General features: G+C 73.5%; 19 protein-coding genes. 13 read left to right on the top strand and 6 right to left on the bottom strand.

The genetic code is table 11. The features are described 5' to 3' along the window. Positions 1-35 precede the first annotated feature (35 nt). Complete coding sequence (locus tag CP969_RS25300) at positions 36-2,801, bottom strand: lysylphosphatidylglycerol synthase transmembrane domain-containing protein (protein WP_016824706.1); 2,766 nt, start codon at positions 2,799-2,801, stop codon at positions 36-38. Positions 2,802-2,986: 185 nt separating this feature from the next. Between CP969_RS25300 and CP969_RS25305 the strand changes: the two genes are divergently transcribed. From CP969_RS25305 to nudC, 5 genes are all read left to right on the top strand, one after another. Further along, on the top strand, positions 2,987-3,373 hold the full coding sequence (locus CP969_RS25305; RefSeq protein ID WP_026084889.1) for an MGMT family protein: 387 nt from the start codon (positions 2,987-2,989) through the stop codon (positions 3,371-3,373). A gap of 258 nt (positions 3,374-3,631) precedes the next feature. Then, positions 3,632-7,081 carry an ATP-dependent helicase gene (locus CP969_RS25310; protein WP_078495357.1) on the top strand — a complete coding sequence of 1,150 codons (3,450 nt, stop codon included), beginning with the start codon at positions 3,632-3,634 and terminating at the stop codon, positions 7,079-7,081. Between the two features lie 99 nt (positions 7,082-7,180). Then, complete coding sequence (locus CP969_RS25315) at positions 7,181-10,783, top strand: ATP-dependent helicase (protein WP_016824703.1); 3,603 nt, start codon at positions 7,181-7,183, stop codon at positions 10,781-10,783. A gap of 10 nt (positions 10,784-10,793) precedes the next feature. Beyond that, positions 10,794-12,206 (top strand): dipeptidase, encoded by a 1,413-nt coding sequence (locus tag CP969_RS25320; RefSeq protein WP_016824702.1) that lies wholly within the window; start codon positions 10,794-10,796, stop codon positions 12,204-12,206. 145 nt (positions 12,207-12,351) lie between these two features. Then, complete coding sequence (gene nudC, locus CP969_RS25325; protein ID WP_016824701.1) at positions 12,352-13,296, top strand: NAD(+) diphosphatase; 945 nt, start codon at positions 12,352-12,354, stop codon at positions 13,294-13,296. 127 nt (positions 13,297-13,423) lie between these two features. On the opposite strand, the gene CP969_RS25330 is transcribed toward nudC, so the two are convergent. After that, positions 13,424-13,666 carry a mycoredoxin gene (locus tag CP969_RS25330; RefSeq protein WP_004983675.1) on the bottom strand — a complete coding sequence of 81 codons (243 nt, stop codon included), beginning with the start codon at positions 13,664-13,666 and terminating at the stop codon, positions 13,424-13,426. 200 nt (positions 13,667-13,866) lie between these two features. Here CP969_RS25330 and CP969_RS25335 point away from each other — a divergent pair, with 200 nt between their 5' ends. The 4 genes from CP969_RS25335 to CP969_RS25350 all read left to right on the top strand — a co-directional run bounded on the left by CP969_RS25335 (position 13,867) and on the right by CP969_RS25350 (position 17,424). Then, positions 13,867-16,074 (top strand): ATP-dependent DNA helicase UvrD2, encoded by a 2,208-nt coding sequence (locus CP969_RS25335; protein ID WP_171817463.1) that lies wholly within the window; start codon positions 13,867-13,869, stop codon positions 16,072-16,074. A gap of 164 nt (positions 16,075-16,238) precedes the next feature. Beyond that, positions 16,239-16,553, top strand: a complete 315-nt coding sequence (locus tag CP969_RS25340; RefSeq protein ID WP_078495356.1) for a hypothetical protein — start codon at positions 16,239-16,241, stop codon at positions 16,551-16,553. 173 nt (positions 16,554-16,726) lie between these two features. Beyond that, complete coding sequence (locus CP969_RS25345; RefSeq protein ID WP_016824698.1) at positions 16,727-17,104, top strand: WhiB family transcriptional regulator; 378 nt, start codon at positions 16,727-16,729, stop codon at positions 17,102-17,104. Next, entirely contained in the window at positions 17,101-17,424 is a 324-nt protein-coding gene (locus tag CP969_RS25350; RefSeq protein WP_004983670.1) for a hypothetical protein, read from the top strand. Before CP969_RS25345 ends, CP969_RS25350 begins: the two co-directional genes overlap by 4 nt. A gap of 227 nt (positions 17,425-17,651) precedes the next feature. Here the strand turns inward: CP969_RS25350 and CP969_RS25355 are convergent, their stop codons facing one another. Together CP969_RS25355 and CP969_RS25360 are read right to left on the bottom strand one after the other, a co-directional pair. Beyond that, the gene (locus tag CP969_RS25355; RefSeq protein WP_016824697.1) at positions 17,652-19,004 is read right to left on the bottom strand and encodes an ABC1 kinase family protein; all 1,353 of its coding nucleotides are present in this window, start codon (positions 19,002-19,004) and stop codon (positions 17,652-17,654) included. After that, entirely contained in the window at positions 18,997-20,211 is a 1,215-nt protein-coding gene (locus CP969_RS25360) for a TOMM precursor leader peptide-binding protein (RefSeq protein ID WP_016824696.1), read from the bottom strand. The genes CP969_RS25355 and CP969_RS25360 overlap by 8 nt, the downstream gene beginning before the upstream one ends. Positions 20,212-20,431: 220 nt before the next feature. Here CP969_RS25360 and CP969_RS25365 point away from each other — a divergent pair, with 220 nt between their 5' ends. From CP969_RS25365 to CP969_RS25380, 4 genes are all read left to right on the top strand, one after another. Then, positions 20,432-21,028, top strand: a complete 597-nt coding sequence (locus CP969_RS25365) for a M48 metallopeptidase family protein (RefSeq protein ID WP_039830900.1) — start codon at positions 20,432-20,434, stop codon at positions 21,026-21,028. Positions 21,029-21,177: 149 nt separating this feature from the next. Continuing rightward, a complete protein-coding gene (locus tag CP969_RS25370; RefSeq protein WP_150474965.1) occupies positions 21,178-22,974 on the top strand; it encodes a TerD family protein in 1,797 nt (598 codons plus the stop codon). A 12-nt stretch (positions 22,975-22,986) separates the two neighbouring features. Continuing rightward, positions 22,987-23,667, top strand: a complete 681-nt coding sequence (locus CP969_RS25375) for an AIM24 family protein (RefSeq protein WP_004983662.1) — start codon at positions 22,987-22,989, stop codon at positions 23,665-23,667. 17 nt (positions 23,668-23,684) lie between these two features. Next, a complete protein-coding gene (locus CP969_RS25380; RefSeq protein ID WP_016824693.1) occupies positions 23,685-24,440 on the top strand; it encodes an AIM24 family protein in 756 nt (251 codons plus the stop codon). A 62-nt stretch (positions 24,441-24,502) separates the two neighbouring features. On the opposite strand, the gene CP969_RS25385 is transcribed toward CP969_RS25380, so the two are convergent. Together CP969_RS25385 and CP969_RS25390 are read right to left on the bottom strand one after the other, a co-directional pair. Beyond that, positions 24,503-25,030 carry an NUDIX hydrolase gene (locus tag CP969_RS25385; RefSeq protein WP_016824692.1) on the bottom strand — a complete coding sequence of 176 codons (528 nt, stop codon included), beginning with the start codon at positions 25,028-25,030 and terminating at the stop codon, positions 24,503-24,505. Then, positions 25,027-26,481 carry a zinc-dependent metalloprotease gene (locus CP969_RS25390; protein ID WP_016824691.1) on the bottom strand — a complete coding sequence of 485 codons (1,455 nt, stop codon included), beginning with the start codon at positions 26,479-26,481 and terminating at the stop codon, positions 25,027-25,029. The genes CP969_RS25385 and CP969_RS25390 overlap by 4 nt, the downstream gene beginning before the upstream one ends. Positions 26,482-26,666: the final 185 nt, after the last annotated feature.

Here is a 26,666-nt window from a genome sequence, read left to right on the forward strand (position 1 = left end):
GTTCCCCCCGCTGCCCGTGCGCTCCCGCGACCGCCCTACAGCGCTTCCTTGCGCGTGAGGTGGTTGAAGGCCAGCCACCCCGGCAGGACCGGCAGCCACAGCGTCAGGAGCCGGAACAGCAGTACCGCCGGCGCGGCGACCTCCTTGGGGAGCCCGACGGCGATCAGGCCGACCGTCAGGGTCGCCTCGACCGCGCCCACCCCGCCCGGCGTCGGCGCCGCCGAGCCCAGCGCGTTGCCCGCGAGGAAGACGACGGCGACACTGGCGATGCTGATCGAGACCGTGTCGTCGCCGAACGCCCGGATCGAGGCGTCCAGGCACATCACGAAGCAGGCGGTGAGCAGCAGCATGCCGCCGATGCCGGTGGCCAGCTTCTGCGGCCGCTGCAGGACGTCGAGCATGCGCGGCACGACTCCGGCGAAGAGCGACCGCACACGCGTGACGAGGAACTTCCGCAGGAACGGCACCGAGGTCACCACGAGCACCAGCACCGCCACCGTCAGCAGACCCGCGATGACGGTGCGGGACGGCGACAGGGAGGGCGTCTTCTCGGTGCCGGTCAGATAGCCGAAGGACAGCAGCATCAGGATGTGACAGCCCAGCCCGAACAGCTGGGACGCGCCGACACTCGCCACCGCGAGCCCCGGCCGTACCCCCGCGCGCTGGAGGAAGCGCGTGTTCAGGGCCACGCCGCCCACCGCCGCCGGGGCGACGATCTTCACGAACGACCCGGCGACCTGTGCCGCCACCGTCCGCAGGAACGGCACCCGCTCCGGCACGAACCCCAGCAGCGCCAGGGCGGCCGCGAAGTAGCTGCCCGCCGAGAACAGCACGGCCGCGGCCACCCATCCCCACTCGGCGCCTGCGATCAACGGCCCGAACTCGATGTGGGCGAGCTGGGTCAGCAGGAAGTACGCGCCGATCGCGCCGGCGATGAAACTGATCAGCGTGCGCGGCCGCACCCGCTCCAGGCGGGCCGGTTCGACCGGGGCCTGCGGCCTGATCCGCAGCACCTCGTGCCGGATCTGGGTGAGGAGGTCCTCCTCGCGTGCCTCCTCCATGGCCTCGTCGATGGCCCGCTTCTCGGCCCGCTGCTCCGCGCGCACGGCTTTCTTGTCGGGCTTCTCGAGCACGGGCCGGTCGGTCTCGCCGGCGGCGGCCTGCTCCGCGCGGAGCAGGCGGGACTGCCGGGAGGCCTCCAGGACCGCCTCGCGCTCGCGCTCCGCGCGTTCCCGGGCGAGCCTGCGCAGGGTCGCGCGCGTGGAGCGGCTCAGCGCGATGGGCTGGAGCATCGGCAGGCAGTCCGCCACGGCGTCGGGGCCGAGGACGCTCAGCGCGGAGGCCACCGCCCGTTCGGCGCCCACCCTGAGGCCCAGCGTCACGAGCAGTTGGGAGACGTCCATGCGCAGCAGCAGATCGCCGGCCGCGATCTCGCCGGCGCGCAGGTCGGTGAGGATCACCGTGCCGGAGCGGTCCACCAGGATCGCGTCGCCCACCAGCCTGCGGTGCGCGATGCGGCGGGACTGCAGCGCCCGTACCTGGTGCCAGGCGTCGTGCAGCAGTTCGTCGGTGATCTCCTCGTCCGCCAGTGAGTCGAGGGTGCGCCCGCCGCTGTGCTCGTAGACGAGCATGACCGCGTCGGGGCCGAGCTCGGAGGTCGCGATCAGCTTGGGCGCGTTGGCGCCGGCCGCGATGGCCGCGTACGCCAGCAGCGCCTCCTGCTCCAGGGCCTGGCGCAGCGACTGGAGGCTGCTGCGGGTGGCGAAGCCGCGCAGGGTCAGGTTGCGCCACGCGCGGTAGAAGAAGCCCTGTGCCTGCTGCTCGCGGTCGACCACCGTCACGTCCAGCGGCGGGCCGTCCTCCAGGGTGACGAAGTACCGGCGTCCCCGGTCCCCGGTCTCGGGGGCGTCGCCAGACTCCACGCGGGACGCGCTCACCGGATGGAACCCAACGGTCCGCAGGCCCGCCATCAGGGTCCGGCCGGTGGGGCGCACATTGGGCGAGCCGACCGCGTAGAGGGTGCCGTAGGCGACGGTCCAGCCGATCAGCACCGTCAGGATGATCGAGAACGGGGTGGTGTACCCGGTGACGAGCATGGAGAAGGCGTCGAGGAGCAGGACCACCCACAGCACCGCGCGCCATTTGGGTCTGCGGGACATGCCGACGGCCGTCATGTACGCGATGACCGGGGCCAGATAGCCGTGCACCGGATCGGTCAGGGCGTGGATGTCGCCGGGGGAGGGCTGGGTGAGCGCCTCCTGGATCGAGTCGGGGGCGGCCCGCGCGACCCACAGGTCCGTGGCGAGTGTCACGCCGTGCGCGAGCACGGCGGCGAGCACGCCGTCGGCGATCCGCAGTCCGTCCCGTTTGATCAGGCGTTCGATGGCGAAGGCGACCGGCACCAGGAGGATCGCGATGCTGGAGGCCAGACCCGCGATCTTGATGAGCAGGTCGGGCGCCTGCCCGGTGCCCTTGGTGATGTCCTGTTCCAGGCCCGAGGTGGTGCCGTGGGCGAACGCGGCGATCGCCAGCAGCACCACGACGGCGAGGACGCCCACGAGGAGCCGCATGAGGTCGGACGGGCGGTGCACCCGCGCGGGGAGCAGGGGCTCGTCGCCCTCGACCTCGTCGATGTACGCCGTGTCGGCGTCGTCGGTGTCCAGAGCGGCCTTCTTCCCGGCCGCCCCGGTGCCGGCGCCCTTCGTCTCGACGTCCTTCGTGTCGGCGTTCGCGGTGTCCGGGTGCGACGAGGCGTCAGGGGTGCCCCCCGTGTTCCCGGGGTGTGCGCCCTGCTGCTTCATCGTCTCTTCTTGGTCTCGTATCACCAGTCACCGCCCGCACGATGGTGGCATGCCGTACCGGCACAAGGGGGCATCAGGGTCCATATGCGGGCCGCACAGTCTGCCCGAAGCGGTGCCCCGGGGCGGGACGGGCGCACGCGCGCGGGCGCGGGGCGTTGTCGGTGGGGTGGTGCAGGATGGACCGGGTGAGTCAGGAGAGCCTTCCGTCCGATGCCGTCCCGGAGCACCCGCACGCCCTGCCCGAGTACGCCGAGCGGGTCCTGGAGGTGGCCGAGCTGATCCCGCCGGGCCGCGTCATGACGTACGGCGACGTGGCGGAGTGGCTGGACGAGGGCGGCCCCCGGCAGGTCGGGCGCGTGATGGCCCTCTACGGAGGAGCCGTCCCGTGGTGGCGCGTCGTCCGTGCGGACGGGGTCCTGCTGCCGGGTCACGAACAAAGGGCGCTCGGCCACTACCGCGCGGAGGGCACGCCCCTGAAGGAGGCGGGCCGGGCCGCGGCGGACCACGTGCCGCGCCTCGACATGAGACGTGCGCGGTGGGACGGCGGTGGGCGCACCGAGGGTCACACCTGACAGCTTCCGCCATCGCGCGCGTCGCCGTGTGACCCGTGATCCGTGAAGGGGAAAGGGGGCACGCCCCTGACATGACGTACGTTCGTGGGCGGAGGGGCGGATGTGCCGTGCGTGCCGCGAGAGAAGAAGCGGAAGTCCTGCTTCCGCGCTTTTCGGCGGCGTAGCGTCGGCCGCACGCGTCCCCTTCACCCCCGGGTCCACCGCCCTCCACGCGCGGCGGACCGCCCCACCGCACACCCACCAGGACCGGCGAACCACGTGAGCTCCTCTTCCTCCACCAGCGGCCTGTCGCACCCCCAGGTGCGGCGGGGGAGCCGTGGCGCTCATCGACTGGTCCGTACCCCGCCGACCCGCGTGAATCCCCCTCGACTGGACGCCGCGCAGCGCTCCGTGGTTGACCACGAGACCGGACCGCTGCTCGTCCTCGCAGGTCCGGGCACCGGCAAGACCACCACGCTCGTCGAGTCCGTGGCCGCGCGGATCGCCCGCGGCGGGGACCCCGAGCGCGTCCTGGTGCTGACGTTCAGCCGCAGGGCGGCCGTCGAGCTGCGCGACCGCATGGCCCTGCGCATGGGCGCCGCGCGGGCCCCGCGGGCGACCACGTTCCACTCGTTCTGCTACGCCCTGATCCGCGCCCACCAGGACAGCGACCTCTTCGTGGAACCGCTGCGGCTGCTGTCGGGCCCCGAGCAGGACGTCACCGTCCGGGAACTGCTCGCCGGCCAGGCCGACCTGGAACGGCTCGGCCTCGCCCACGTGCGCTGGCCGGACGAACTGCGCGCCTGCCTGACCACCCGCGGTTTCGCCGACGAGGTCCGCGCGGTGCTCGCCCGCAGCCGCGAACTCGGTCTCGACCCCGAGGCCCTCAACGCCTTCGCCCGCCGCATCGGACGCCCCGACTGGCGCGCCGCCTCCGCCTTCCTCGCCGAGTACCTCGACGTCCTCGACCTCCAGGGCGTGCTCGACTACGCCGAACTGGTCCACCGCGCGGTGCTCCTCGCCCGCCGCCCCGAGACCGCCCGGCAGCTCACCGCGCGGTACGACGCCGTCTACGTCGACGAGTACCAGGACACCGACCCGGCCCAGGTGCGGCTGCTGCACGCCCTGGCCGGCGGCGGGCGCACGCTCGTCGCCTTCGGCGACCCCGACCAGTCGATCTACGCCTTCCGCGGCGCGGACGTCAACGGCATCCTGGAGTTCCCGTACGCGTTCCGCCGCGCGGACGGCCGCCCGGCCCCGGTCGGGGTGCTGCGCACCTCGCGCCGCTCCGGCGCCGCCCTGCTGGCCGCCACCCGGCTGGTGACCCAGCGCATGCCGCTGCCCCGCCTGCCCGCCGAGAAGGTCCGCGCCCACCGGGAGCTGACGGCCGCGCGGGAGGGCGGCCGGGTCGAGGTGTACACCTACCCGACGCCCGGCACCGAGCTGGACAACATCGCCGACATCCTGCGCCGGGCCCACCTGGAGGACGGCCTCCCCTGGAGGGACATGGCCGTCCTGGTGCGCGCCGGCTCCCGCACCCTCCCGGCGGTCCGCCGCGCGCTCACGTCGGCGGGCGTCCCCGTGGACGTCGACGGCGACGACCTGCCCCTGCGTCACGAACCGGCGGTGGCCCCGCTGCTGACGGCCCTGCGGGCGGTGGCGACGGCGGCGGCCGAGGGCCGCGGCCGGGGCGCCGGGACCGTACCCGGGGCCGCCCGGACGGCGGCGGACGAGGCGACCGGCGAAGCCGCGGCGGACGAGGACCGCCCCGGCCCCGGAGCGGAGGAGGACCGTCCCGGTGCCGGAGCAGCCGAGGAGCGCCCCGGCGCCGGCCCCGGCGAAGAGCCGGAGCCGTGCTGGCTCGACACCGAGACCGCTCGCACCCTGCTCACCTCCCCTCTCGCCGGCATGGACGCCGCCGACCTGCGCCGCCTCGGCCGGGCCCTGCGCGAGGAGGAGCGGGCCGCGGGCAACCCGCTGCCGCCGCCCTCGGACGAACTGCTCGCGCGGGCGCTGGCCGAGCCCGAGCGGCTGACCGTGCACGACCCCGCGTACGCGCGGGGCGCCCAGCGCCTCGGCGCGCTGCTGCGCAAGGCCCGGGAGCGTCTGGCCGGCGGCGGCACGGCCGAGGAGGCCCTGTGGGACCTGTGGGACGGCACGCCGTGGCCCCAGCGCCTGGAGCGCGCCGCCCGGCGCGGCGGCGCGGCCGGACGCAACGCCGACCGGGACCTCGACGCCGTGTGCGCGCTGTTCGCGACCGCGGCCCGTGCGGAGGAACGCACCGGAGGCCGCGGCGCCCTGAACTTCCTGGAGGAGATCGAGGCCGAGGACATCGCCGCCGACACCCTCACGCGGCGCGCCGTGCGCCCCGACGCGGTGCGCCTGATGACCGCGCACCGCTCCAAGGGCCTGGAGTGGAGCCTGGTCGTCGTGGCCGGCGTCCAGGAGGGCCTGTGGCCGGACCTGCGCCGGCGCGGCTCCCTGCTGGAGGCCGACCGCATCGGCCGCGACGGACTCGCCGAACCCCTCACCCCGGGCGCCCTGCTCGCCGAGGAGCGCCGCCTGTTCTACGTGGCCGCCACGCGCGCACGGGAACGCCTGGTCGTGACGGCCGTGAAGGCGCCCGCGGACGACGGCGACCAGCCCTCCCGGTTCCTGACCGAGCTCGGCGTCGAACCCCGGGACGTCACCGGGCGCCCGCGCCGCCCCCTGTCCGTGGCCGCGCTCGTCGCCGAACTGCGCGCCACCACGGTCGACCCGCGCGCCTCGGACGCCCTGCGCCGGGCCGCGGCCCACCGGCTGGCCCGGCTCGCGGCCCTCGCCGACGACGACGGCCGCCCGCTCGTCCCGGCCGCGCACCCCTACCGCTGGTGGGGCATGTTCGAGCCGACCGAGTCCAGGGTGCCGCTGCGGAACCGCGACCAGCCCGTCGTGCTCTCCGGCAGCGCCCTCGAGCAGCTCGCCCACACCTGCGCCCTGCAGTGGTTCCTGGGCCGCGAAGTGAAGGCCGACGCCCCCGCGACCGCCGCCCAGGGCTTCGGCAACGTGGTGCACGCCCTGGCCGACGAGGTGGCCTCCGGACACACCCCGGCCGACCTCGACGTCCTCATGGAACGCCTCGACTCCGTGTGGAACGCGCTGGCCTTCGACGCGCCGTGGAAGTCGGCGCAGGAGAAGGAGAACGCGCGCGTCGCGCTCGAACGCTTCCTGAAGTGGCACGTCATGGACCGCGCCGGACGCACCCCGGTGGCCGGCGAGCACGACTTCGACGTCACCCTGGAAGCGGGCGACTACCAGGTCCGCATCCGCGGCCAGATGGACCGCGTCGAGACCGACGGCGACGGCCGCGCCTACGTCGTCGACTTCAAGACCGGCAAGCAGGCGCCCAGCTCCGCCGAGGTGGCCCGCCACCCCCAGCTCGCCGTCTACCAGCTCGCCGTGCGCGAGGGGGCCGTCGACGAGGTCTTCGGCGGGACGCGCCCCGAACCCGGCGGCGCCGAACTCGTCCAGCTGCGCCAGGGGGCCGCCGTGCGGGACGGCGGCGAGACCCTGCCCAAGGTGCAGGCCCAGCAGCCGCTGGAGGGGGAGTGGGTCGGCGACCTGCTGGCCACGGCCGCCGGCAAGGTCCTCGACGAACGGTTCACCCCGACCACCGGCCAGCACTGCGCCCACTGCGCCTTCCGCGCCTCCTGCAGCGCCCGGCCCGAGGGCCGGCACGTGGTCGAGTGACCGGCGTGACGCATCGCACCCCCCGTGCCGAGCTGCGGTTTCCCCGCCCCGGGGCGTGCTTCGGCATCCGGTGTCGGTACCCGCGGCTAGCCTCTGCGTGTGCCCGCTCGTATCACCGACCCCGATCAGCTCAAGGAACTCCTCGGCATCCCGTTCACCCCGGAGCAGACGGCCTGCATCACCGCGCCGCCCGCCCCGCAGGTGATCGTGGCCGGAGCCGGATCGGGCAAGACCACGGTGATGGCGGCCCGCGTGGTGTGGCTGGTCGGCACCGGCCGGGTCGCCCCCGAACAGGTGCTCGGCCTCACCTTCACCAACAAGGCCGCCGGTGAACTCGCCGAACGCGTCCGCAAGGCGCTGATCAAGGCCGGCGTCACCGATCCGGACGTCATCGACCCGGACAACCCCCCGGGCGAACCGGTGATCTCCACCTACCACGCCTTCGCGGGCCGCCTCCTGACCGACCACGGCCTGCGCATCGGCCTGGAGCCGTCCTCCCGCCTGCTCGCCGACGCCACCCGCTACCAGCTCGCCGCGCGGGTGCTGCGCGAGGCCCCCGGCCCCTATCCGGCCCTCACCCGCTCCTTCCCCGACCTGGTCGGAGACCTCCTCGCCCTCGACGCCGAACTCGCCGAGCACCTCGTGCGCCCCGAGGACCTGCGCGCCCACGACGCCGAACTGCTGCGCACCCTGGAGAACACCAGACTCACCAACGCCGAGCTGCGCAAGGTCCCCGAAGCGGCCGCCGCACGGCGCGAACTCGCCGACCTCGTGCTGCGCTACCGGGCCGCCAAACGCGAACGCGACCTGCTCGACTTCGGCGACCAGATCGCCCTCTCGGCCCGGCTCGCCGCGGTCCCCGAGGTGGGCCGCGCCCTGCGCGACGAGTTCCACGTCGTCCTCCTCGACGAGTACCAGGACACCTCGGTCGCCCAGCGCGTCCTGCTGGCCGGCCTCTTCGGCCACGGCACCGGCCACCCGGTGACCGCCGTCGGCGACCCCTGCCAGGCGATCTACGGCTGGCGCGGCGCCTCCGTCGCCAACCTCGACGACTTCCCCGAGCACTTCGCCCACGCCGACGGCCGCCCCGCCACCCGCCAGTCGCTCAGCGAGAACCGCCGCAGCGGCGGCCGTCTGCTGGACCTCGCCAACGGCCTCGCCGAACCCCTGCGCGCCCGGCACGAGGGCGTGGAGGCCCTCCGCCCGGCCCCCGGCGCCGAACGCGACGGCATCGTGCGCTGCGCCCTGCTGCGCACCCACGCCGAGGAGATCGACTGGGTCGCCGACTCCGTCGCCCACCTGGTGCGCACCGGGAAGGCGCCCGGCGAGATCGCCGTGCTCTGCCGCACGGCGACCGACTTCGCCGAGATCCAGGGCGCGCTGGTGGCCCGGGACGTCCCCGTCGAGGTGGTCGGCCTGTCCGGGCTGCTGCACCTGCCCGAGATCGCCGACCTCGTCGCCGTCTGCGAGGTCCTCCAGGACCCCGGCGCCAACGCCTCCCTCGTGCGGCTGCTGACCGGCCCGCGCTGGCGCATCGGCCCGCGCGACCTCGCCCTGCTGGGGCGCCGCGCACGGCTGCTGGTGTCCTCCGCACGCGTGCGGGACGACGACGACCCCGACCGGCGGCTCGCCGAGGCCGTCGAGGGCGTCGACCCGTCCGAGGTGACCTCGCTCGCCGACGCCCTCGACACGTTCCTGGAGACACCCCTGGAGGACCGGGGGGACGACGGGCTGCCCTTCTCGCCCGACGCGCGCGTGCGCTTCGCCCGCCTGGCCGCCGAACTGCGCGACCTGCGCCGCTGCCTGGCCGACCCCCTCATGGACGTCCTGCACCGCGTGCTCGCCGTCACCGGCCTGGAGGTCGAGCTGTCGGCGTCCCCGCACGCCCTGGCCGCCCGCCGGCGGGAGACCCTGTCCAACTTCCTCGACGTCGCCGCCTCCTTCGCCGGCGGCGACAACGAGGCCACCCTGCTCGCCTTCCTCGGCTTCCTGCGCACCGCCGCCCAGTACGAGAAGGGCCTCGACAACGCCCTGCCCGGCGGCGAGAACACCGTCAAGGTGCTCACCGCGCACAAGTCCAAGGGCCTGGAGTGGGACGTCGTGGCCGTCCCCGGACTGGTCACGGGCACCTTCCCCAGCGGCCAGGGCCGCGAGAAGTGGACCGCCCAGGGCAAGGTGCTGCCGCACGCGCTGCGCGGCGACGCCGACACCCTGCCCGACATCACCTCCTGGGACTCCCGGGGCCTGAAGGCCTTCCACGAGGCGATGAAGGAGCACCAGCACACCGAGGAACTCCGCCTCGGCTACGTCACCTTCACCCGTCCCCGCTCCCTCCTGCTCGGCTCCGGCCACTGGTGGGGACCCAGCCAGAAGAAACCGCGCGGCCCCTCCGCGTTCCTCCAGGCCCTCCACGAGCACTGCGCCGCCGGGTACGGCGAGATCGAGGCGTGGGCCGACGAGCCCGCCGAGGACGAGGAGAACCCCGCCCTGCACCGGGCCACCGACGACCGGGTGTGGCCCCTGCCCCTGGACGACGACGCCCTCGCCCGCCGCCGCGCGGCCGCCGAGACCGTCCTCGCCCACCTCGACCACCTCGCCGCCCACCCCGACGACCACCCCACGGCCGTACACGACCCGGACACCTACGACGACCCCGACTGGCCGCCGCCACCGGACGACGAGGACGCCTTCCCCGCGGATTTCCCCGCGGACTTCCCCGCGGAGGACGACCCCTTCCCGGCCGACGATCCGGACGACTGGGACTCCTGGACCACCGACCGCCCCACCATCCCGCACCAGGCGACGGCCCCCGAAGCCGCCGAGGGACCCCTCGCGGGCCCCGGCGCACCGGAGGGCACCCGACCCGCCGGCGCCCCGCGCCCGGCCCCCGCGGAGGAGGCGGGACGGCCCGGCGGCACCCCGCGGCCCCGCTCCGCCGAGGAGACCGGAGCGCCCCGGCTCACCCCGGAGGAGGCCCGCACCGTCGCCTCCTGGGACCGCGACCTCGACGCCCTCGCCGGAGAACTGCTGCACACCCGCGCGAGCGTCACCGAGGTCCCGCTGCCCGCCTCGCTCACCGCCTCCGAGCTGATGCGCCTGGCCGCCGACCCGGACGGCTTCGCGCGGGAACTGGCCCGCCCCATGCCCCGCCCGCCGCAGCCCGCCGCGCGCCGCGGCACCCGCTTCCACGCCTGGGTCGAGGCCCGTTTCGAGGAACTCACCCTGCCCATGCTGGAGCCGGACGAGCTGCCCGGCAGCACGGCCGAGATCGCCGACGAGCGCGACCTCCAGGCCCTCAAGGACGCCTTCGAACGCACCGAGTACGCCCACCGGACCCCCTACCGCGTGGAGGCCCCCTTCCAGCTGTCGATCGCCGGACGCGTCGTCCGGGGCCGCATCGACGCCGTCTACAAGGAGGGCGACGGGGACGGGGCGACGTACGAGATCGTCGACTGGAAGACCGGCCGCGCCCGTACCGCCGACCCGCTCCAGCTCGCCGTGTACCGGCTCGCCTGGGCCGAACAGCAGGGCGTCCCCCCGGAATCCGTCGGCGCCGCTTTCCTGTACGTGCGCACCGGAGAGGTCGAACGCCCCGACCCCCTGCCCGACCGGGCCGCACTGGAGCGGCTGCTGCTCCCGGATCCGTCCGACGAGGTGCCCGGTGAGATACCGCACTCCGAGGACACCGGCGCGGGCCGATAGGCTCGTGAGTATGAGCCAGCCCGTTGACAGTGCCGTCAGCGCCGTCCGCACGTACATCGAACAGCACCGCTCCGCCTTCCTCGACGACCTCACCGCATGGCTGCGCATCCCCTCCGTGTCGGCCCGGCCCGACCACGCGCCCGACGTGCGACGCAGCGCCGACTGGCTCGCCGCCGAACTCCGCAGGACCGGCTTCCCGACCGCCGAGGTCTGGCAGACCCCGGGTGCCCCGGCCGTCTACGCCGAGTGGCCCAGCGACGACCCCGACGCGCCCACGGTCCTGGTCTACGGCCACCACGACGTCCAGCCGGCCGCCCGTGAGGACGGCTGGGACAGCGAGCCCTTCGAGCCCGTCGTGCGGGGGAACCGCCTGTACGCGCGCGGAGCGGCCGACGACAAGGGCCAGGTGTTCTTCCACACACTCGGTGTCCGGGCCCACCTCGCCACCACCGGCCGCACCACCCCGGCCGTCCACCTGAAGCTCCTGATCGAGGGCGAGGAGGAGTCCGGGTCCCCCCACTTCCGGGCGCTCGTCGAACAGCACGCCGACCGGCTCGCCGCCGACGCCGTGATCGTCTCCGACACCGGCATGTGGTCCGAGGACACCCCCACCGTGTGCACCGGCATGCGCGGCCTCGCCGAGTGCGAGATCCGGCTGTACGGCCCCGACCAGGACATCCACTCCGGCTCCTTCGGCGGCGCGGTCCCCAACCCGGCCACCGCCGCCGCCCGCCTGGTCGCCGCCCTGCACGACGAGCACGCGCGCGTGGCGATCCCCGGCTTCTACGACGGCGTCGTCGAGCTCACCGACCGCGAGCGCGAACTCTTCGCCGAGCTGCCCTTCGACGAACAACGGTGGCTGCGCACCGCCAAGTCCCACGGCACCCTGGGCGAGACCGGATACAGCACGCTGGAACGCATCTGGGCCCGTCCCACCGCGGAGGTCAACGGCATCGGCGGCGGCTACCAGGGCCCCGGCAGCAAGACGATCATCCCGTCCTCCGCCATGGTGAAGCTGTCCTTCCGACTGGTCGCCGGCCAGGACCCGGAGCACGTGCAGAAGGCCGTCCTCGCCTGGGCGCCCGGACAGCTGCCCGAGGGCATCCGCTGCGAGATCTCCTTCAGCCCCGCCACACGCCCGTGCCTGACGCCGCTGGACCACCCGGCCCTGCGGTCCGTGGCCCGGGCGATGGGCCGCGCCTTCGAGAAACCCGTCCGCTTCACCCGCGAGGGCGGCTCCGGCCCGGCCGCCGACCTGCAGGACGTCCTCGGCGCACCCGTGCTCTTCCTCGGCATCTCCGTCCCGTCCGACGGCTGGCACGCCCCCAACGAGAAGGTCGAGCTCGACCTGCTCCTCAAGGGCGCCGAAACGAGCGCGTACCTGTGGAACGACCTCGCCGAGCACTGGCGGCACGCACCCTGACCACCGCACGCCGTCCGGGCCGGCCGCCCGCGCGGGGCACACTGGAAGGGCCTCCGCCGCGCGCCGGGCCCGGCCGCCCCCGCCGCCCGTCCCGCCGAACCGCCCGCCGACCCGATCCGTTCCCCCGGGGGAGTTGGAAGCACCCGTGACCACCTGGACCGACCACACCGCCGACCGCCCCATCTCGCTCACCGCCCCGAGCGGCATCGACCGCGCCGCCCACCACCGGCTCGACGAGGCATGGCTCGCGGCGGCGTGGAGCCACCCCTCGACCCGCTGCTTCGTGGTCTCCGGCGGCCAGGTCCTCATCGACGAGACGGCGGACGGGCGCACCGAACTCGTCATGACCCCGTCCTTCGAGGCCCCGCTCACCGAGGCACACCGCTACTTCCTGGGCACCGACGAGGAGGGCGTCAGCTACTTCGCCCTCCAGAAGGACTCCCTGCCCGGCCGCATGGACGAGTCCGCCCGCCCGGCGGGCCTGCGCGAGGCGGGGCTGCTCCTGTCGCCGCGGGACGCCGGTCTGATGGTGCACGCCGTCGCCCTCGAGAACTGGCAGCGACTGCACCGTTTCTGCTCCCGCTGCGGCGAGCGCACCGTCATCGCCGCGGCCGGCCACATCCGCCGCTGCCCCGCCTGCGGCGCCGAGCACTACCCGCGCACCGACCCCGCCGTGATCATGGCCGTGATCGACGAGCAGGACCGCATCCTGCTCGGCCGCCAGGTCCACTGGCCCGAAGGCCGCTTCTCGACCCTCGCCGGATTCGTCGAGCCCGGCGAGTCCATCGAGCAGTCGGTGCGCCGCGAGGTCCACGAGGAGGTCGGCATCGACGTCGGCGAGGTCGAGTACGTTGCCAGTCAGCCCTGGCCGTTCCCGTCCAGCCTCATGCTGGGCTTCGTCGCCCGCGCCACCTCGACCCGGATCGACGTCGACGGCGACGAGATCCACGAGGCCCGCTGGTTCTCCCGCGACGAGCTCGATGCCGCCTTCGCGTCGGGCGAGGTGCTCCCGCCCTACGGCATCTCGATCGCGGCCCGCCTGATCGAGCGCTGGTACGGCAAGGACCTGCCGACCCGCAGCGTCTTCTGACCGGACGCGCCTTCCGGCGGGACGCGCCTTCCGGCGGGACAGAGGCGCCTTCCGGCGGGACATACGCAGAAGCGGTGGTGTCCGCCCCCGGTCCGGGGAAGGACGCCACCGCTCCTCTGCGCGCCGCTCAGGCGCCGATCTTCTGCTTCACCTGCGCCAGTGACGGGTTGGTGAGCGTCGAGCCGTCGGGGAAGAGGACCGTGGGAACCGTCTGGTTCCCGCCGTTGGCCTTCTCCACGAACGCCGCGGACTCCGGGTCCTGCTCGATGTTGATCTCGGTGTACGCGATGCCCTCGCGGTCCATCTGGCTCTTCAGCCGACGGCAGTAGCCGCACCACGTGGTGCTGTACATCGTCACAGTGCCCGGCATGTCTCTCGTGCTCCTTCGGTGGCCCGGGGAAGTCCTTGCACTCGGGGAACGTACTTGAAAGCGCCACCATTCCCGCCCCGCCTCCGCGGGCGCCGTCCTGACGCGTTCCCGACGTGACGTCCGCCGCACCGGTACGACTGCGCGGCCCTCCCTGTGGACAACCGGCTCACCCGTCCCAGGCGACCTGGCAGCATGGCGGTGTGACAGCAGCAACGCACTCCACCTTCTTCCCGCAGGTACCGGACTCGGCCGACGCGGTGCTCGACGGGCTCGACCCCGAGCAGCGCGCGGTGGCCACCGCCCTGCACGGCCCGGTGTGCGTGCTGGCGGGCGCCGGTACCGGCAAGACCCGGGCGATCACCCACCGGATCGCCTACGGGGTGCGCGCCGGCATCCTCCAGCCCTCCAGCGTGCTCGCCGTCACCTTCACCAACCGCGCCGCCGGGGAGATGCGCGGCCGACTGCGCCAGCTCGGCGCCGTCGGCGTCCAGGCGCGCACCTTCCACTCGGCGGCGCTGCGCCAGCTCCAGTACTTCTGGCCGAAAGCGATCGGGGGTGCCATGCCCCGGCTCGTCGACCGCAAGATCCAGCTCGTCGCCGACGCGGCCGCCGCCTGCCGCATCCGGCTCGACCGGGGTGAGCTGAGGGACGTCACCGCCGAGATCGAGTGGTCGAAGGTCACCCAGACCGTCCCGGCCGACTACGCGGCGGCGGCCGTCAAGGCCGGCCGGGAGGCGCCCCGCGATCCCGCCGAGATCGCCCAGTTGTACTCCGCCTACGAGGACCTCAAGCGCGAGCGCGCCGTCATCGACTTCGAGGACGTGCTGCTGCTGACCGTCGCCGTCCTGCAGGACCGGCCCGATGTCGCGGAGCAGGTCCGCGCCCAGTACCAGCACTTCGTGGTCGACGAGTACCAGGACGTCAGCCCGCTCCAGCAGCGCCTGCTGGAACTGTGGCTCGGCGACCGGGAGAACCTGTGCGTGGTCGGCGACGCAAGCCAGACCATCTACTCGTTCACGGGCGCAACCCCCGACCACCTGCTCGACTTCCGCACCCGCCACCCCGGGGCCACCGTGGTCAAGCTGGTGCGCGACTACCGCTCGACCCCCCAGGTCGTCCGTCTGGCCAACGGCCTGCTCGCGCAGGCCCGCGGCCGCGCCGCCGACCACCGGCTGGAGCTCGTCTCCCAGCGCGCGGCGGGGCCCGAGCCGGTGTTCACCGAGTACACCGACGAACCCGCGGAGGCCGAGGGCGCGGCGCGCCGCATCCGTGAGCTGATCGACTCCGGGGTCCCGGCGAGCGAGATCGCCGTCCTGTTCCGCACGAACTCCCAGTCCGAGACCTACGAGCAGGCCCTCGCCGACGCCGGGGTGCCCTACCAGCTGCGCGGCGCCGAGCGGTTCTTCGACCGCCCCGAGGTGCGCAAGGCGGGCATCGCCCTGCGGGGGGCGGCCCGCTTCGGCGGCAACGACGCCCTTCTCGACGACGCCCCCGACCTGCCCTCCCAGGTGCGCGCCGTGCTGTCGGGCGAGGGCTGGACGCCGCAGCCGCCGGCCGGCTCGGGCGCGGTCCGGGAGCGCTGGGAGTCGCTCGCCGCCCTGGTGAACCTGGCCCAGGACTTCGCCGCCGCCAGGCCGGGCGCGACCCTCGCCGACCTCGTCGCCGAACTCGACGAGCGGGCCGGCGCCCAGCACGCCCCCACCGTGCAGGGCGTCACCCTCGCCTCCCTGCACTCGGCCAAGGGCCTGGAGTGGGACGTCGTCTTCCTGGTCGGTGTGGCCGAGGGCATGATGCCGATCACCTACGCAAAGACCGACGAGCAGGTGGAGGAGGAGCGCCGCCTCCTCTATGTCGGTGTCACCCGGGCCCGCGAGCGTCTCCACCTCTCCTGGGCGCTCTCCCGTTCGCCCGGCGGTCGGCCGAACCGTCGTGCCAGCCGTTTCCTCGACGGGCTGCGCCCCGGCTCGGGCACCGCCGCCGGTCGCGGTGGCGCGGCCGGTACGGGCGGTGTGGAGCGCGGTTCCTCCGGGGCGGGGTCCGTCCCGGCCGCGCCGGGCAGGGGGCGCAGGCAGCGCAGCCCCGCCCGCTGCCGGGTCTGCGGCCGCACGCTGACCGACGCGGGTGAGATGAAGCTGATGCGCTGTGAGGACTGCCCCTCCGACATGGACGAGGGCCTCTACGAGCGGCTGCACGCGTGGCGCGCCGGTCAGGCGCGGCGCAGTGGGCAGCCCGCCTTCTGCGTCTTCACCGACAAGACGCTGGTGGCCATCGCCGAGGCGGTGCCCGAGGACGAGCACGAACTCGCCCGCATCCCCGGGGTGGGGATGCGCAAGCTGGGCCGCTACGGGGCGGATGTTCTGGCCATCTGCGCAGGCCGGGACACCGCCGAGGACCAAGAACAGGACTGATGCGAACTCGTCGCGAAAATAGTTTGCGTATGCCCCAGCGATCCCCCTAGGTTCTTAGGCACGGGAACAGCGGCCTTCTCAGAGGCCCTGATTCCGTGTTGTACTTGCACGTCCACCGGACCGGTTCATGCCGGTCCCCGAAGCGCCGATAGGAGGCGAGTCCAGTGATCAGCATCAACACCAGCTCCATCGTCAAAATGACCGATCGCTCGGCTGTCTCCCCGTGCATGCTCGGCGCCTCGAACCAGGGCACCGGTCTGTCCGGCATTCGTGCCGCACGCCCGGCGTCCTCCGTTGCTCCCGCGGCTCTTGCCGTCCGTGAGCGCGATGAGCGACCGACCGAGGCACTGGAAGCAGTAGTGGCACAGGCGCAGGCCTATGCCTTTGCGGCGGCCGGTGCCGGATTCCGGAAGCAGACGACGCAGCACCACCTGATGTGGGCCTTCCGTGGGCCAGAACCCTGGAGTGATCCAGCCTGACGCGATCAGGCCGGCGCCTTCAGGGCCGCGGAACCCCATCCGGGATCCGCGGCCCTTCTGTTTTCCCCGAACGGGGACGACGGACCGAAGGCGCCTCGGGACAAGAAAAGAACCCGGTACCAGCCGCCACCCCGGCCAACCGGCCGGACACGACCAGACGAGGAAGACGAACCGTGCAACTCGAAGCGCACGCCCCGTCCGTACCGCCTTCCGACACGATCCCCAAGCCTGGCTCCACGGAGGACCCGACCTTGACTCCGCTCACCGCGCTCACCGCGCTCACCGCGCTCGACGACGCCATCGAGAACCTCGGCGTACCTGTTCCGTGCCGCTCGTACGACCCGGAGGTCTTCTTCGCCGAGTCGCCGGCGGACGTCGAGTACGCCAAGTCCCTCTGCCGCACCTGCCCGCTGGTCGAGGCCTGCCTCGCCGGTGCCAAGGAGCGGCGTGAGCCCTGGGGCGTCTGGGGCGGCGAGCTGTTCGTCCAGGGAGTCGTCGTCGCCCGGAAGCGGCCGCGTGGTCGCCCGCGCAAGAACCCGGTCACGGCATGAACGCCCCAGGAACGATCGACCGCCCCCTCACGCACGACCCCCAGAAGCAGGCCCCGATGACGCCGTCCGCCCACGAGCCCGCAGGCTCCGCGACCGAAGACTTCACCACCAGCGGTGCGAACGACTCGCGCCAGAACAGGACCCGAGAGATGCAACTCATCCCAGAAGCCATGGCCCGTGCGCATATGCACGAGCGATTGCAGGAGGCGCAGCGGGAGCGCCGGGCGGTACGCCTGGTGACCGCTCGCCGGATGCAGCGCCGGGCGGAGCGCGCCTCCCGGCGCGCCCGCCGTGCGCTCGCCATGGCGGTCATGCAGTAACCGATCCCACCAGGAGCGGTGGCCTCCCCGTCCGGGGGCCGAACCCTTCCCGCGGGGGCCGGGCCGTTCGCACGGCCCGGCCCCCGCGGTGCGTTGGGGAAGAGGCAGCCGCCGCCGCTACCGCGCGACGTGCCCCTGCGGTCCTCTGTGCGCGCTCGAGGGCCGCCCGGATCCGCAGGGCCGCCCGGGCTCGCAGGGGTGGCAGCGGCGGCCGGGGGCGGCGCGTGTCATGCCCGGGCCGCCGGTTCCTCCGGGACGAAGCCCGGCAGCCACTCCTCGAGTTCGTCCCGCAGCCGCACCGTCGCGCCCAGCTGGCACAGCACCCCGATGGTGCTCAGGGTCACCCGGTGGATCAGCAGGTACGCCGGGGGCAGGTTGAGCTGCTTGCCCAACTGGTAGGCGGGCGAGCGGATGTCGGCGATGCGGGCCGCCTGGCTGCGCATCCAGCCGCGGGTGAAGGTGAACTCGTCGACCTGCGCCGGTTCGATGATCGGCAGCAGGTAGTCGAGGACCGCGTCGGGGTCCAGCTCTATGGTCTCCTTGACGAAGCCCTCCGCGCACAGCATGTCGTAGACGGCCTCGGCCTCGCCGTCCAGGGTCATCCGCAGGGCCTCGCCTATGGGGGCGGGCAGTCCGCCCGGGAGTCGGTCGACCGTGCCGAAGTCCAGTACGCCGAGGCGCCAGTCGTCCTCGCCGTCCGGACCGCCGGGAAGCAGACGGAAGTTGCCGGGATGCGGGTCGGCGTGCAGCAGGCCGGTGCGCGCGGGGCCGGAGAACAGGAAGCGGGCCAGGAGCTGACCGGCCCGGTCGCGCTGGGCCTCGGTGCCGTCCGAGATGATCTCCGCCAGCGGTATGCCGTCCATCCACTCGGTGACCAGCACCTGTTCGCCCTGGTGGACCACGTCCGGCACGACGACGTCGGGGTCGTCCGCGAACTCCTCGGCGTGGGACCGCTGGGCCTGGGCCTCCAGGCCGTAGTCCAGCTCCTCCGAGACGCGGTCCTTGAGCTCCGTGATGAGCGGCTTGACGTCCATCCCGGGGACCAGCGGGCCCAGCAGCCGGGCGAAGCGGCTCAGCTGGTTGAGGTCGGACAGCAGGGCCTCGCCGGCGCCGGGGTACTGCACCTTGACCGCCACCTCGCGGCCGTCGTGCCACACGCCGCGGTGCACCTGACCGATCGAGGCCGCCGCGGACGGCTTGTCCTCGAACTCCAGGAACAGCTCCCGCCAGTCCTCGCCGAGCCGCTCCCGAAGCACCGTGTGGATGGTGCGGGTCGGCATGGGCGGGGCCGCTTCCTGGAGCTTGGTCAACGCGGCGCGATAGGGCCCGGCGACCTCCTCCGGGAGGGCGGACTCGAAGACCGACAGGGCCTGGCCGAACTTCATCGCGCCGCCCTTGAGCTCGCCGAGCACCTTGAAGAGCTGATCGGCGGTGCGCTGTTGCAGTTCGCGGCCGACGATCTCCGCGGACTCACCCACGATCCGCTTGCCGAGTCCCCAGGTAGCCCGCCCGGCGAAGCCGAGCGGGAGCGCGGCCAGCTTGGCGGTCCGGGTGACCGCCTTCCGGGGAAGATCAGACATGCGCCCTCCAAGTCCCTGCCGGCCGCTTCGTGCCCGCCTTGCGGCGCGACCCCTCCGACGGCCCGTGCGCGGCCATTGTCTCGTGCGATCCCTCGTCCGCGGAGATGTGTTCTTCCTTACCTCCGTCCGCGGCTCCGCAGGGGCACGCGGGGTGGGCCCGGACCGGCCGGGCGTGCCAGTGCAGACCGGGGGCGGAGACCTCCCAGCGGGCACCCGCGCTGGAGGGAACCCCGCCGTCGAGGAAGGCGAGCGCGTGGGCGGCCGCCAGGGAGGCCACCGTCGTGGCGAGCGTCAGCTCACATGCTCCCACTCGGCGCTGCCGCCCGGAACGCCACTGGGCGGCCAGGCGCGGCCAGGTCGGGTCCCGGTCGGTGCGGTCCTCCTGGAGGCAGCCCGCACAACTCGTCTCGCCGGGCAGGACGAGCGGACCGACCACACCGGTTCCCTCCACGACACCCGCGTGGAGGTGGGGCGTGCCCGAGGCCAGGAGGGGTTCGGCGGCCGACGGATCGGGGGCGTGCACGGCGACGTCGTCCCGTGGGGCGAGGACGACCAGACCGAAACCGGGGGCGGCCTCCCCGAGCGGCGACCGGACGGTCCGGGGCGGCGGCCGGTCCGGTGCGGCCCGGCGTGCGACGCGGCGGGCCGTCTCGTCCCTGCGGTCGCCGACGGCCTCGGCGGGCAGTCCGCCCGGTGCGACGTCCCACGGTTCGACCCGTCCGACGTCGCGCACGTCGACCTCGCCCACCCCGGCCCCCGACAGCAGCGCCGCCAGTACCGCGCCGACCCGGCCCGCGCCCCTCACCTGCACCCGCATGCTGCCGCGCGCCGCCAGCCGTCCGAGCGCCTCGCCCGGTTCGGAGGTGGTCAGGGTCAGGGCGGCCAGGTCCGGGCGCAGCCGGTCGAGGACCTCCCGTTTCTCGCGCAGGGCGTCGGCGTCCGGTCCGCCGCCCCGGGAGTCGTCCAGGAGCCCGGCCCGCGACAGCCGGCGTACGAGTCGGTCGACGTGGCCGTCGGGCAGGTCCATACGCCGCCCCTCCTCGCGCAGGAGCTCGAGGCCGCGGGTGCCGTCGAGCAGGTCGAGGAAGCTGCCCGTCGCCGTGTCCACCGGTCCCAGCGTCAAGGCGTGTGCCGGTGTCATCCCGAACTGCATCGTGTGGAGATCGCGCCATCCCCGCCTGAGCGCCGGCTTGACCATCGGATGCATCACAGACCCCCGTACGTCCTGGATCGTTCCCGTATGTGCGGTCCGGGACGGCTCGTGCCCGGCCGGCACGTGCCAAGCATGTCCGTACGAGCGGGTCGGCCGCCGAGAGTTGTCCACAGACAAGGGAATTAATCGTACAAATCAGGCGCCCGGTGGGAGGATCATCATCGAACCGTCCCGGAGCCGGGACTTCCCCGGGGGCAGCGGGTACCGTCGGGGCGTGCCCGTCGACCCACTGCACCGCGCCGGAAAGCCACAGCGCAGCACGACGAGTCAGCCGACGAACGGCTCACGGGCGAGCGCGATCGAGGTCCGCAGGAGCACCCGCCGCCGCAGGACGGTCTCCGCGTACCGCGAGGGCGATCGCACCGTCGTGCTCATCCCCGCCCGGATGTCCGAGGCGGAGGAGCAGCGCTGGGTGACCGTCATGCTCGACAAGCTGGCCGCCCAGGAGAGCCGGCGGGCGCTCGGCGACACCGAGCTGGCCGAGCGTGCCCAGCGGCTGTCCGCCCAGTACTTCGACGGGCGGGCCCGCCCCGCATCGGTGCGCTGGGTGACCAACCAGAACACGCGCTGGGGCTCGTGCACCCCGTCCGAGGGGAGCATCCGCCTGTCGCACCGGCTGCAGGGCATGCCCGAGTACGTCGTCGACTACGTCCTGTGCCACGAACTGGCGCACCTGCTGGTGCCCGGGCACGGGCCCCGCTTCTGGCGGCTGCTGGAGGCGTACCCGAGGACCGAGCGGGCCAGGGGCTACCTCGAAGGGGTGGTCGCGGCCCAGCGGCTGCCCCGCGTGCCGGCCGTCCACGACGGCTGAGCCCCGTCCGGGACGAACGCGCCGCGGGGCCGCGTACGCGTTGTGTACCGGGTCTGTACCGACTGCCCGTACCGGCTTCGTCCGGTGTCGCAGGTTGCCGTTAGCCTGGCGCGACGCACTCGCATTCGGGATGGGGGACGGTCGTACGCATGGCCAGGGAATTCCAACGCGGCCACAAGGCCAGGATCAGTGACCTCACCGCGGGCACGGATCTGTACGTAGGCGTGCAGATCTCCGGGCCCGGGCTGACCTTCGACATCAGCTGCTTCGGTCTCGACGCCGACGAGCGGCTCTCGGACGACCGGTACTTCGTCTTCTACAACCAGCCGAAGTCCCCCGAGGAGTCCATCCAGCTCCTGGGTGCGCAGGCCGGCGACACGGAGTCCTTCCGGGTGACGCTGGACCGGATCCCGCAGCAGATCAGGAAGCTGTCCTTCACGGCGACCATCGACGGCGCCGGTCAGATGTCGCAGATCGGTCCCGGATACATCCGCATCGTCGCGGGCGGCGAGGAGGTGGCCCGCTACCCCTTCGACGGCGCGGAGTTCTCCACCGAGCGGGCCGTGATGCTCGGCGACTTCTACCTCAAGGACGTGTGGCGGTTCGCCGCCGTCGGACAGGGCTTCGACGGCGGGCTCGACGCGCTGCTGAGGAACTTCGGCGGAGAGGTGGCCGAGGACGAGCCGGCCGCCCCGCAGCAGCCGCAGGCGGGCGCGGCCGTGCCCGGTTTCGCGCCGCCCGCCCAGGCCGCCGCGCCGCCCGCGTTCGGAGTGCCCGGCGCCGGCTCCACACCCGCCCCGGCCCCCGCGCCCACCCCGACGGCCCCCGCCCCGCCCCCCGCGCCCGAGCCCGCACCGGCTCCCGCGCCCCAGCCCGCCGCGCAGGGCTTCGCGCCCCCGTCGCCGGCCCCCGCACCGCCGGTGCACACCGCGCCGACCATCGTCGCGCCCCTGCACACCCCGCCCGGCGGCTCCCCGGTGCCGCCCCCGGCCCCGGCCCCTGCCCCCGCGCCCTACGGCCGGCCGGGACAGCAGCCGCCGTACGGACAGCCCGCCCCGGGGCAGACCGCCCCGCCGCCCCCGGGCTACGCCGCCTCGCCGCCTCCGGGCTACGCCGTCCCGCCGCAGGCGCCCCAGGCCCCCGCTCCGCCCCCCGGCTACGGTCAGCCGACACCTCCTCCGGGCTACGGTCAGCCGACGCCACCCGGACACTTCCCGGGACAGCCGGGACAGCCGGCCCCCTACGGGGCGCCGCAGGGTGCTCCCCAGGGGGCGGCCCCGCAGGGCGCGGGCGTGCTCGGCGCGCTCCAGCAGTTCAAGGAGACGCCCACCGGTCAGCGCTGGACCCTGCAGAACAAGAAGCTCGTCCGTGCCGACCTCGGCATCGGCGGGCAGGCCGTCCTGGCCCGGCAGGGCAGCATGGTGCTCTACCAGGGCAAGGTCGACTTCAGCTACAAGGGCGCCGGCTTCACCGGCCGCATCGTGGGCAACGCCACCGGCCAGGAGATGCAGCTGATGCGCTGCACCGGCCAGGGCCAGGTGTTCTTCGCCGAGGACGCCACGATGCTGCACCCGATCGAGCTCCAGGGCGACGCCGTGTGCGTCTCCGCCGAGAACGTCCTCGCCTTCGACGAGAGCCTGCAGCACGAGGTCCGCCGCATCGAGGGGCACGGCATCCCCGGCGGCGCGCTGTTCACGATGCAGTTCCAGGGGACCGGCACCATCGTCGTGAAGACGCACGGCGTGCCCGTGGTGCTGCCGGTCACGCCCACCACGTTCGCCGACTGCAACGCGGTGGTCGCCTGGTCGGCCGCCTCCCAGGTGGTCGTCTCCAGCCAGGTGCGGATGCGCCGCAACTCCTACCCCGGCGACACGGGGGAGAGCGTCAACCTCCAGTTCCGGGGGGCGCCCGGCAACTTCATCGTCGTCCAGCCGTACGAGATCTAAAGGGAGCCCGTCATGAACCAGCCGCTCGCGGGCTTCGCCCCCGCCCCCGTCACCGCCCGCATGGAGAACCACGGCAACCACATGCTGAAGGTCGCCATGCAGACCGGGAACGACCTCTTCGCGCGCGTGGGATCGATGGTCGCCTACGAAGGGTTCGTCCAGTACGAGCCCAACCCGCCGGCCGTGCGCCAGATCGCCAAGGACTGGCTGACCGGCGAGGGCGCACCCCTGATGAAGTGCTCCGGCGACGGCCTGCTCTACCTGGCCGACTACGGTGCCGACGTCGTCGTGATCAACCTCGACGGCGACGGCCTCTCCGTCAACGCCACCAACCTGCTCGCCTTCGACGCGCACCTGACATGGGGCGTGGAGCGGGTCAAGGGCCTGGCGAAGTTCGCCGGACAGGGCCTGTGGAACACCAGGATCTCCGGACAGGGCTGGGTCGCGCTGACCTCCCGGGGCAAGCCGATCGTCGTCGACTGCGGCGGGGGCGAGGACGAGACGTACGTCGACCCGGACGCCCTGGTCGCCTGGTCCCCGAACCTCAAGGTGAAGGGCAAGCGCAGCTTCCGCGCCCAGTCGCTGATCGGCCGCGGCAGCGGCGAGGCCTTCCAGATGGCCTTCTCCGGTCAGGGCATCGTCGTCGTCCAGCCCAGTGAGGACAGCACCGACCGTCTCCGGGTCCGGGGCTGAGGGGGAGCAACCACACCATGCAGAGCCCGCTTTTCGCCTACCACGACCAGCAGACCCAGGAGCGCTGGAGCCTGCAGAACAAGCAGATGCTCCGGATCGCTCTGGAGGGCCACGACGACATCCTGGCCCGCAAGGGGTCCATGGTCGCCTACCAGGGCATGGTCGAGTTCGACGCCGAGTTCCAGAGCAACGGCCAGTCGCGCACGCGTGCGTACACCGGCGAGGGCCTCGACCTCATGCGCTGCCACGGGCAGGGCACGGTCTACCTCGCCAACCTCGCCCAGCACATCCACCTCATGGAGGTGGACCAGGAAGGGCTGACGGTCGACAGCGACTACGTGCTCGCGATGGACTCCTCGCTGCACCACGAGGTCCTCGCCGTCGACAGCCTGTACGGCATCTCCGGCTCCGGGAAGTACCAGCTCAACATCACCGGCCGGGGCAGGGTCGCCCTGATGACCTCCGGCATGCCGCTGCTGATGCAGGTGACGCCGGACAAGTACGTCAACTGCGACGCCGACGCGATCGTCGCCTGGTCCACCGCGCTGCGCGTGCAGATGCAGGCCCAGACGCACTCCTCCGGGGTGTGGCGGCGCCGCGGCAGCACCGGTGAGGGCTGGGAGCTCAGCTTCATGGGCAGCGGCTTCGTGCTGGTCCAGCCCAGCGAGCTGCTGCCGCCGCAGAACGCCCAGCTCGGCTCGGGTCTCGCCGCGCAGTACGGCATGGGACAGCAGGGGGCCCGCGGCCAGAACCAGGGCAACGTCTGGAGCTGACCGGCCGGGGACGACACGGGTGAGGGGGCGACCGCCCGGGCGGTCGCCCCCTCACCCGTGCGTCAGGCGGCCAGTCGTCTCCGGGTCGCCTCGACCAGACGGAGGACCGAGGCGTCGGCCACCTCCGGGACCTCGTCGTACGGGAACCAGCGCAGGTCGAGCGACTCGTCGCTGATCGCGTGCGCGGCGTCCGGCGCGGCCAGGGCCGCGTACTGGACGTCGAAGTGCCAGTGGCAGGGCGGCGGGATCGGATGCCGGTCCAGGCGCACCGGCCCGCCCGGGAGGAGCGTCAGGCCCGCGATGCCGGACTCCTCCGTGGCCTCCCGCAGGGCCGCCGCCGCGAGCGAGGCGTCACCCGGCTCGCAGTGCCCGCCCATCTGCAGCCACATGCGCAGCTTCCGGTGCAGGGTGAGCAGGACACGGCCGCGCTCGGGGTCGATCACCAGGGCGCTCGCCGTGACGTGGCCCGCGTGGCAGGCCTTCCACATGCCGTCCGGATGCGCCGCGAGGTGGTCCAGGTAGGCCTGGCGCAGTTCGGGCTGGTCCTCGTACCCCTTGAGCACGAGGACCGCGTCGTCGTACAGGCTCACTCGGTGCCGTCGCCCCCGCCCTCGCCGCCGTCCCGGCCCCGGTCCTCGCCCTCGTCCTTCTTCCTGAGGTCGGGCTTGCCGGCCGCCTCGCCGAGCATCTTGTCCAGCTCGGAGAAGTCGATCTGCTCGCGGTGCACGAAGCCGTCCGGGTCGTCCAGGTCGGTGGCCGTGGGCAGCATGTCGGGGTGGGCCCACAGGGCGTCCCGGCCGTCGACCCCGCGCGCGTCGGTGAGCGAGGCCCACAGGCGCGAGGCGTCGCGCAGCCGGCGCGGACGCAGCTCCAGACCGATCAGCGTGGCGAACGTCTGCTCCGCCGGGCCGCCCGAGGCGCGGCGGCGGCGCAGCGTCTCGCGCAGCGCGTCGGCCGACGACAGCCGGGGCTTCGCCGCCGTGTGCACCACCGCGTCCACCCAGCCCTCGACGAGCGCCAGCGCCGTCTCCAGACGGGCCAGGGCGGCCTTCTGCTCCGGCGTGTCCTCCGGCTGGAACATGCCCTGCTGGAGGGCCTCCTGCAGCTGCTCGGGGTTCTGCGGGTCGAACTGGCCGACCACGTCCTCCAGCTTGGCCGTGTCGACCTTGATCCCGCGCGCGTAGCCGTCGACCGCGCCGAACAGGTGCGAGCGCAGCCACGGGACGTGTGCGAACAGGCGCTGGTGGGCGGCCTCGCGCAGGGCGAGGTACAGCCGCACCTCCTCCTGGGAGATGCCCAGGTCCTTGCCGAACGTCTCGATGTTCAGCGGGAGCAGCGCCGCCCGCCCGGCCGGCCCGAGGGGCAGGCCGATGTCGGACGATCCGACGACCTCACCGGCCAGCACGCCGACGGCCTGCCCGATCTGCGTGCCGAACATGGCGCCGCCCATGGAGCGCATCATGCCGATCAGCGGGCCGGCCATGGCCTGCATCTCCTCGGGCAGGACGTCGCCCATGGCGTTCCCGACGCGCTCGGCGACCGGGTCGACCAGCTCCTGCCAGGCCGGGAGGGTCGCCTCGACCCACTCCGCGCGGCTCCAGGCCACGGCGGTGTGCGCGCCCGACGGCAGGGAGGTGGCGTCGTCCAGCCACAGGTCGGCCAGGCGGACGGCGTCCTCGACGGCCTTGCGGTCGGCGGGACCCACGCTCGCGTCCTTCGAACCTCCCGGGGTGCCCTGGGAGACGGTCTGGCGTGCGATCTGCTTGGCCATGTCCCAGTTCACCGGGCCGCCCTCGTAGGAGAGCATCTGACCGAGCTGCTGGAACGCGGCGCCCAGGTCGGTGGGGTTCAGCGACCCGAACATCGCGGCGAACGGATTGTCCGCGCCCGGGACGCCAAAGCCTCCGGCTCCGGGCACGCCGAAACCGAACGGGTTGGCCGGGCCCTGACCACCGCCGCTCTGCGGGTCCTTCTTCTTGCCCTCGTCGCCGTCGTCCGGCTCCTCCGGCGGAAGGCCGAATCCGAATGGGGTGTCACTCACGGGATTCCTCGGCTGATAGGGCCGCCGGTTCTTTCCGGCGGCGCGGCTGCCCGACAACACCACCCAGCGTAGACACCTGAAGCCGTTCGAGCCTCGGTGCTTCGCCGACAGAGGGCCTGCGGCAGGATGGATGCCACCTGGTACGCACGCGTGACTTGCGCTCGTACTGAAGACAACCGCTGGAG

Origin of the sequence: Streptomyces viridosporus T7A (assembly GCF_008704515.1) — a bacterium.
GTDB classification, from domain to species: Bacteria; Actinomycetota; Actinomycetes; order Streptomycetales; family Streptomycetaceae; genus Streptomyces; species Streptomyces viridosporus.

What these genes read in the sequence shown, in the direction of transcription:
- CP969_RS25300 (WP_016824706.1), bottom strand. Translation starts at nt 2,801, where the DNA reads ATGAAGCAGCAGGGCGCACACCCCGGGAACACGGGGGGCACCCCTGAC.
- CP969_RS25320 (WP_016824702.1), top strand. Translation starts at nt 10,794, where the DNA reads ATGAGCCAGCCCGTTGACAGTGCCGTCAGCGCCGTCCGCACGTACATC.
- CP969_RS25330 (WP_004983675.1), bottom strand. Translation starts at nt 13,666, where the DNA reads ATGCCGGGCACTGTGACGATGTACAGCACCACGTGGTGCGGCTACTGC.
- CP969_RS25350 (WP_004983670.1), top strand. Translation starts at nt 17,101, where the DNA reads ATGAACGCCCCAGGAACGATCGACCGCCCCCTCACGCACGACCCCCAG.
- CP969_RS25355 (WP_016824697.1), bottom strand. Translation starts at nt 19,004, where the DNA reads ATGTCTGATCTTCCCCGGAAGGCGGTCACCCGGACCGCCAAGCTGGCC.
- CP969_RS25360 (WP_016824696.1), bottom strand. Translation starts at nt 20,211, where the DNA reads ATGCATCCGATGGTCAAGCCGGCGCTCAGGCGGGGATGGCGCGATCTC.
- CP969_RS25370 (WP_150474965.1), top strand. Translation starts at nt 21,178, where the DNA reads ATGGCCAGGGAATTCCAACGCGGCCACAAGGCCAGGATCAGTGACCTC.
- CP969_RS25375 (WP_004983662.1), top strand. Translation starts at nt 22,987, where the DNA reads ATGAACCAGCCGCTCGCGGGCTTCGCCCCCGCCCCCGTCACCGCCCGC.
- CP969_RS25380 (WP_016824693.1), top strand. Translation starts at nt 23,685, where the DNA reads ATGCAGAGCCCGCTTTTCGCCTACCACGACCAGCAGACCCAGGAGCGC.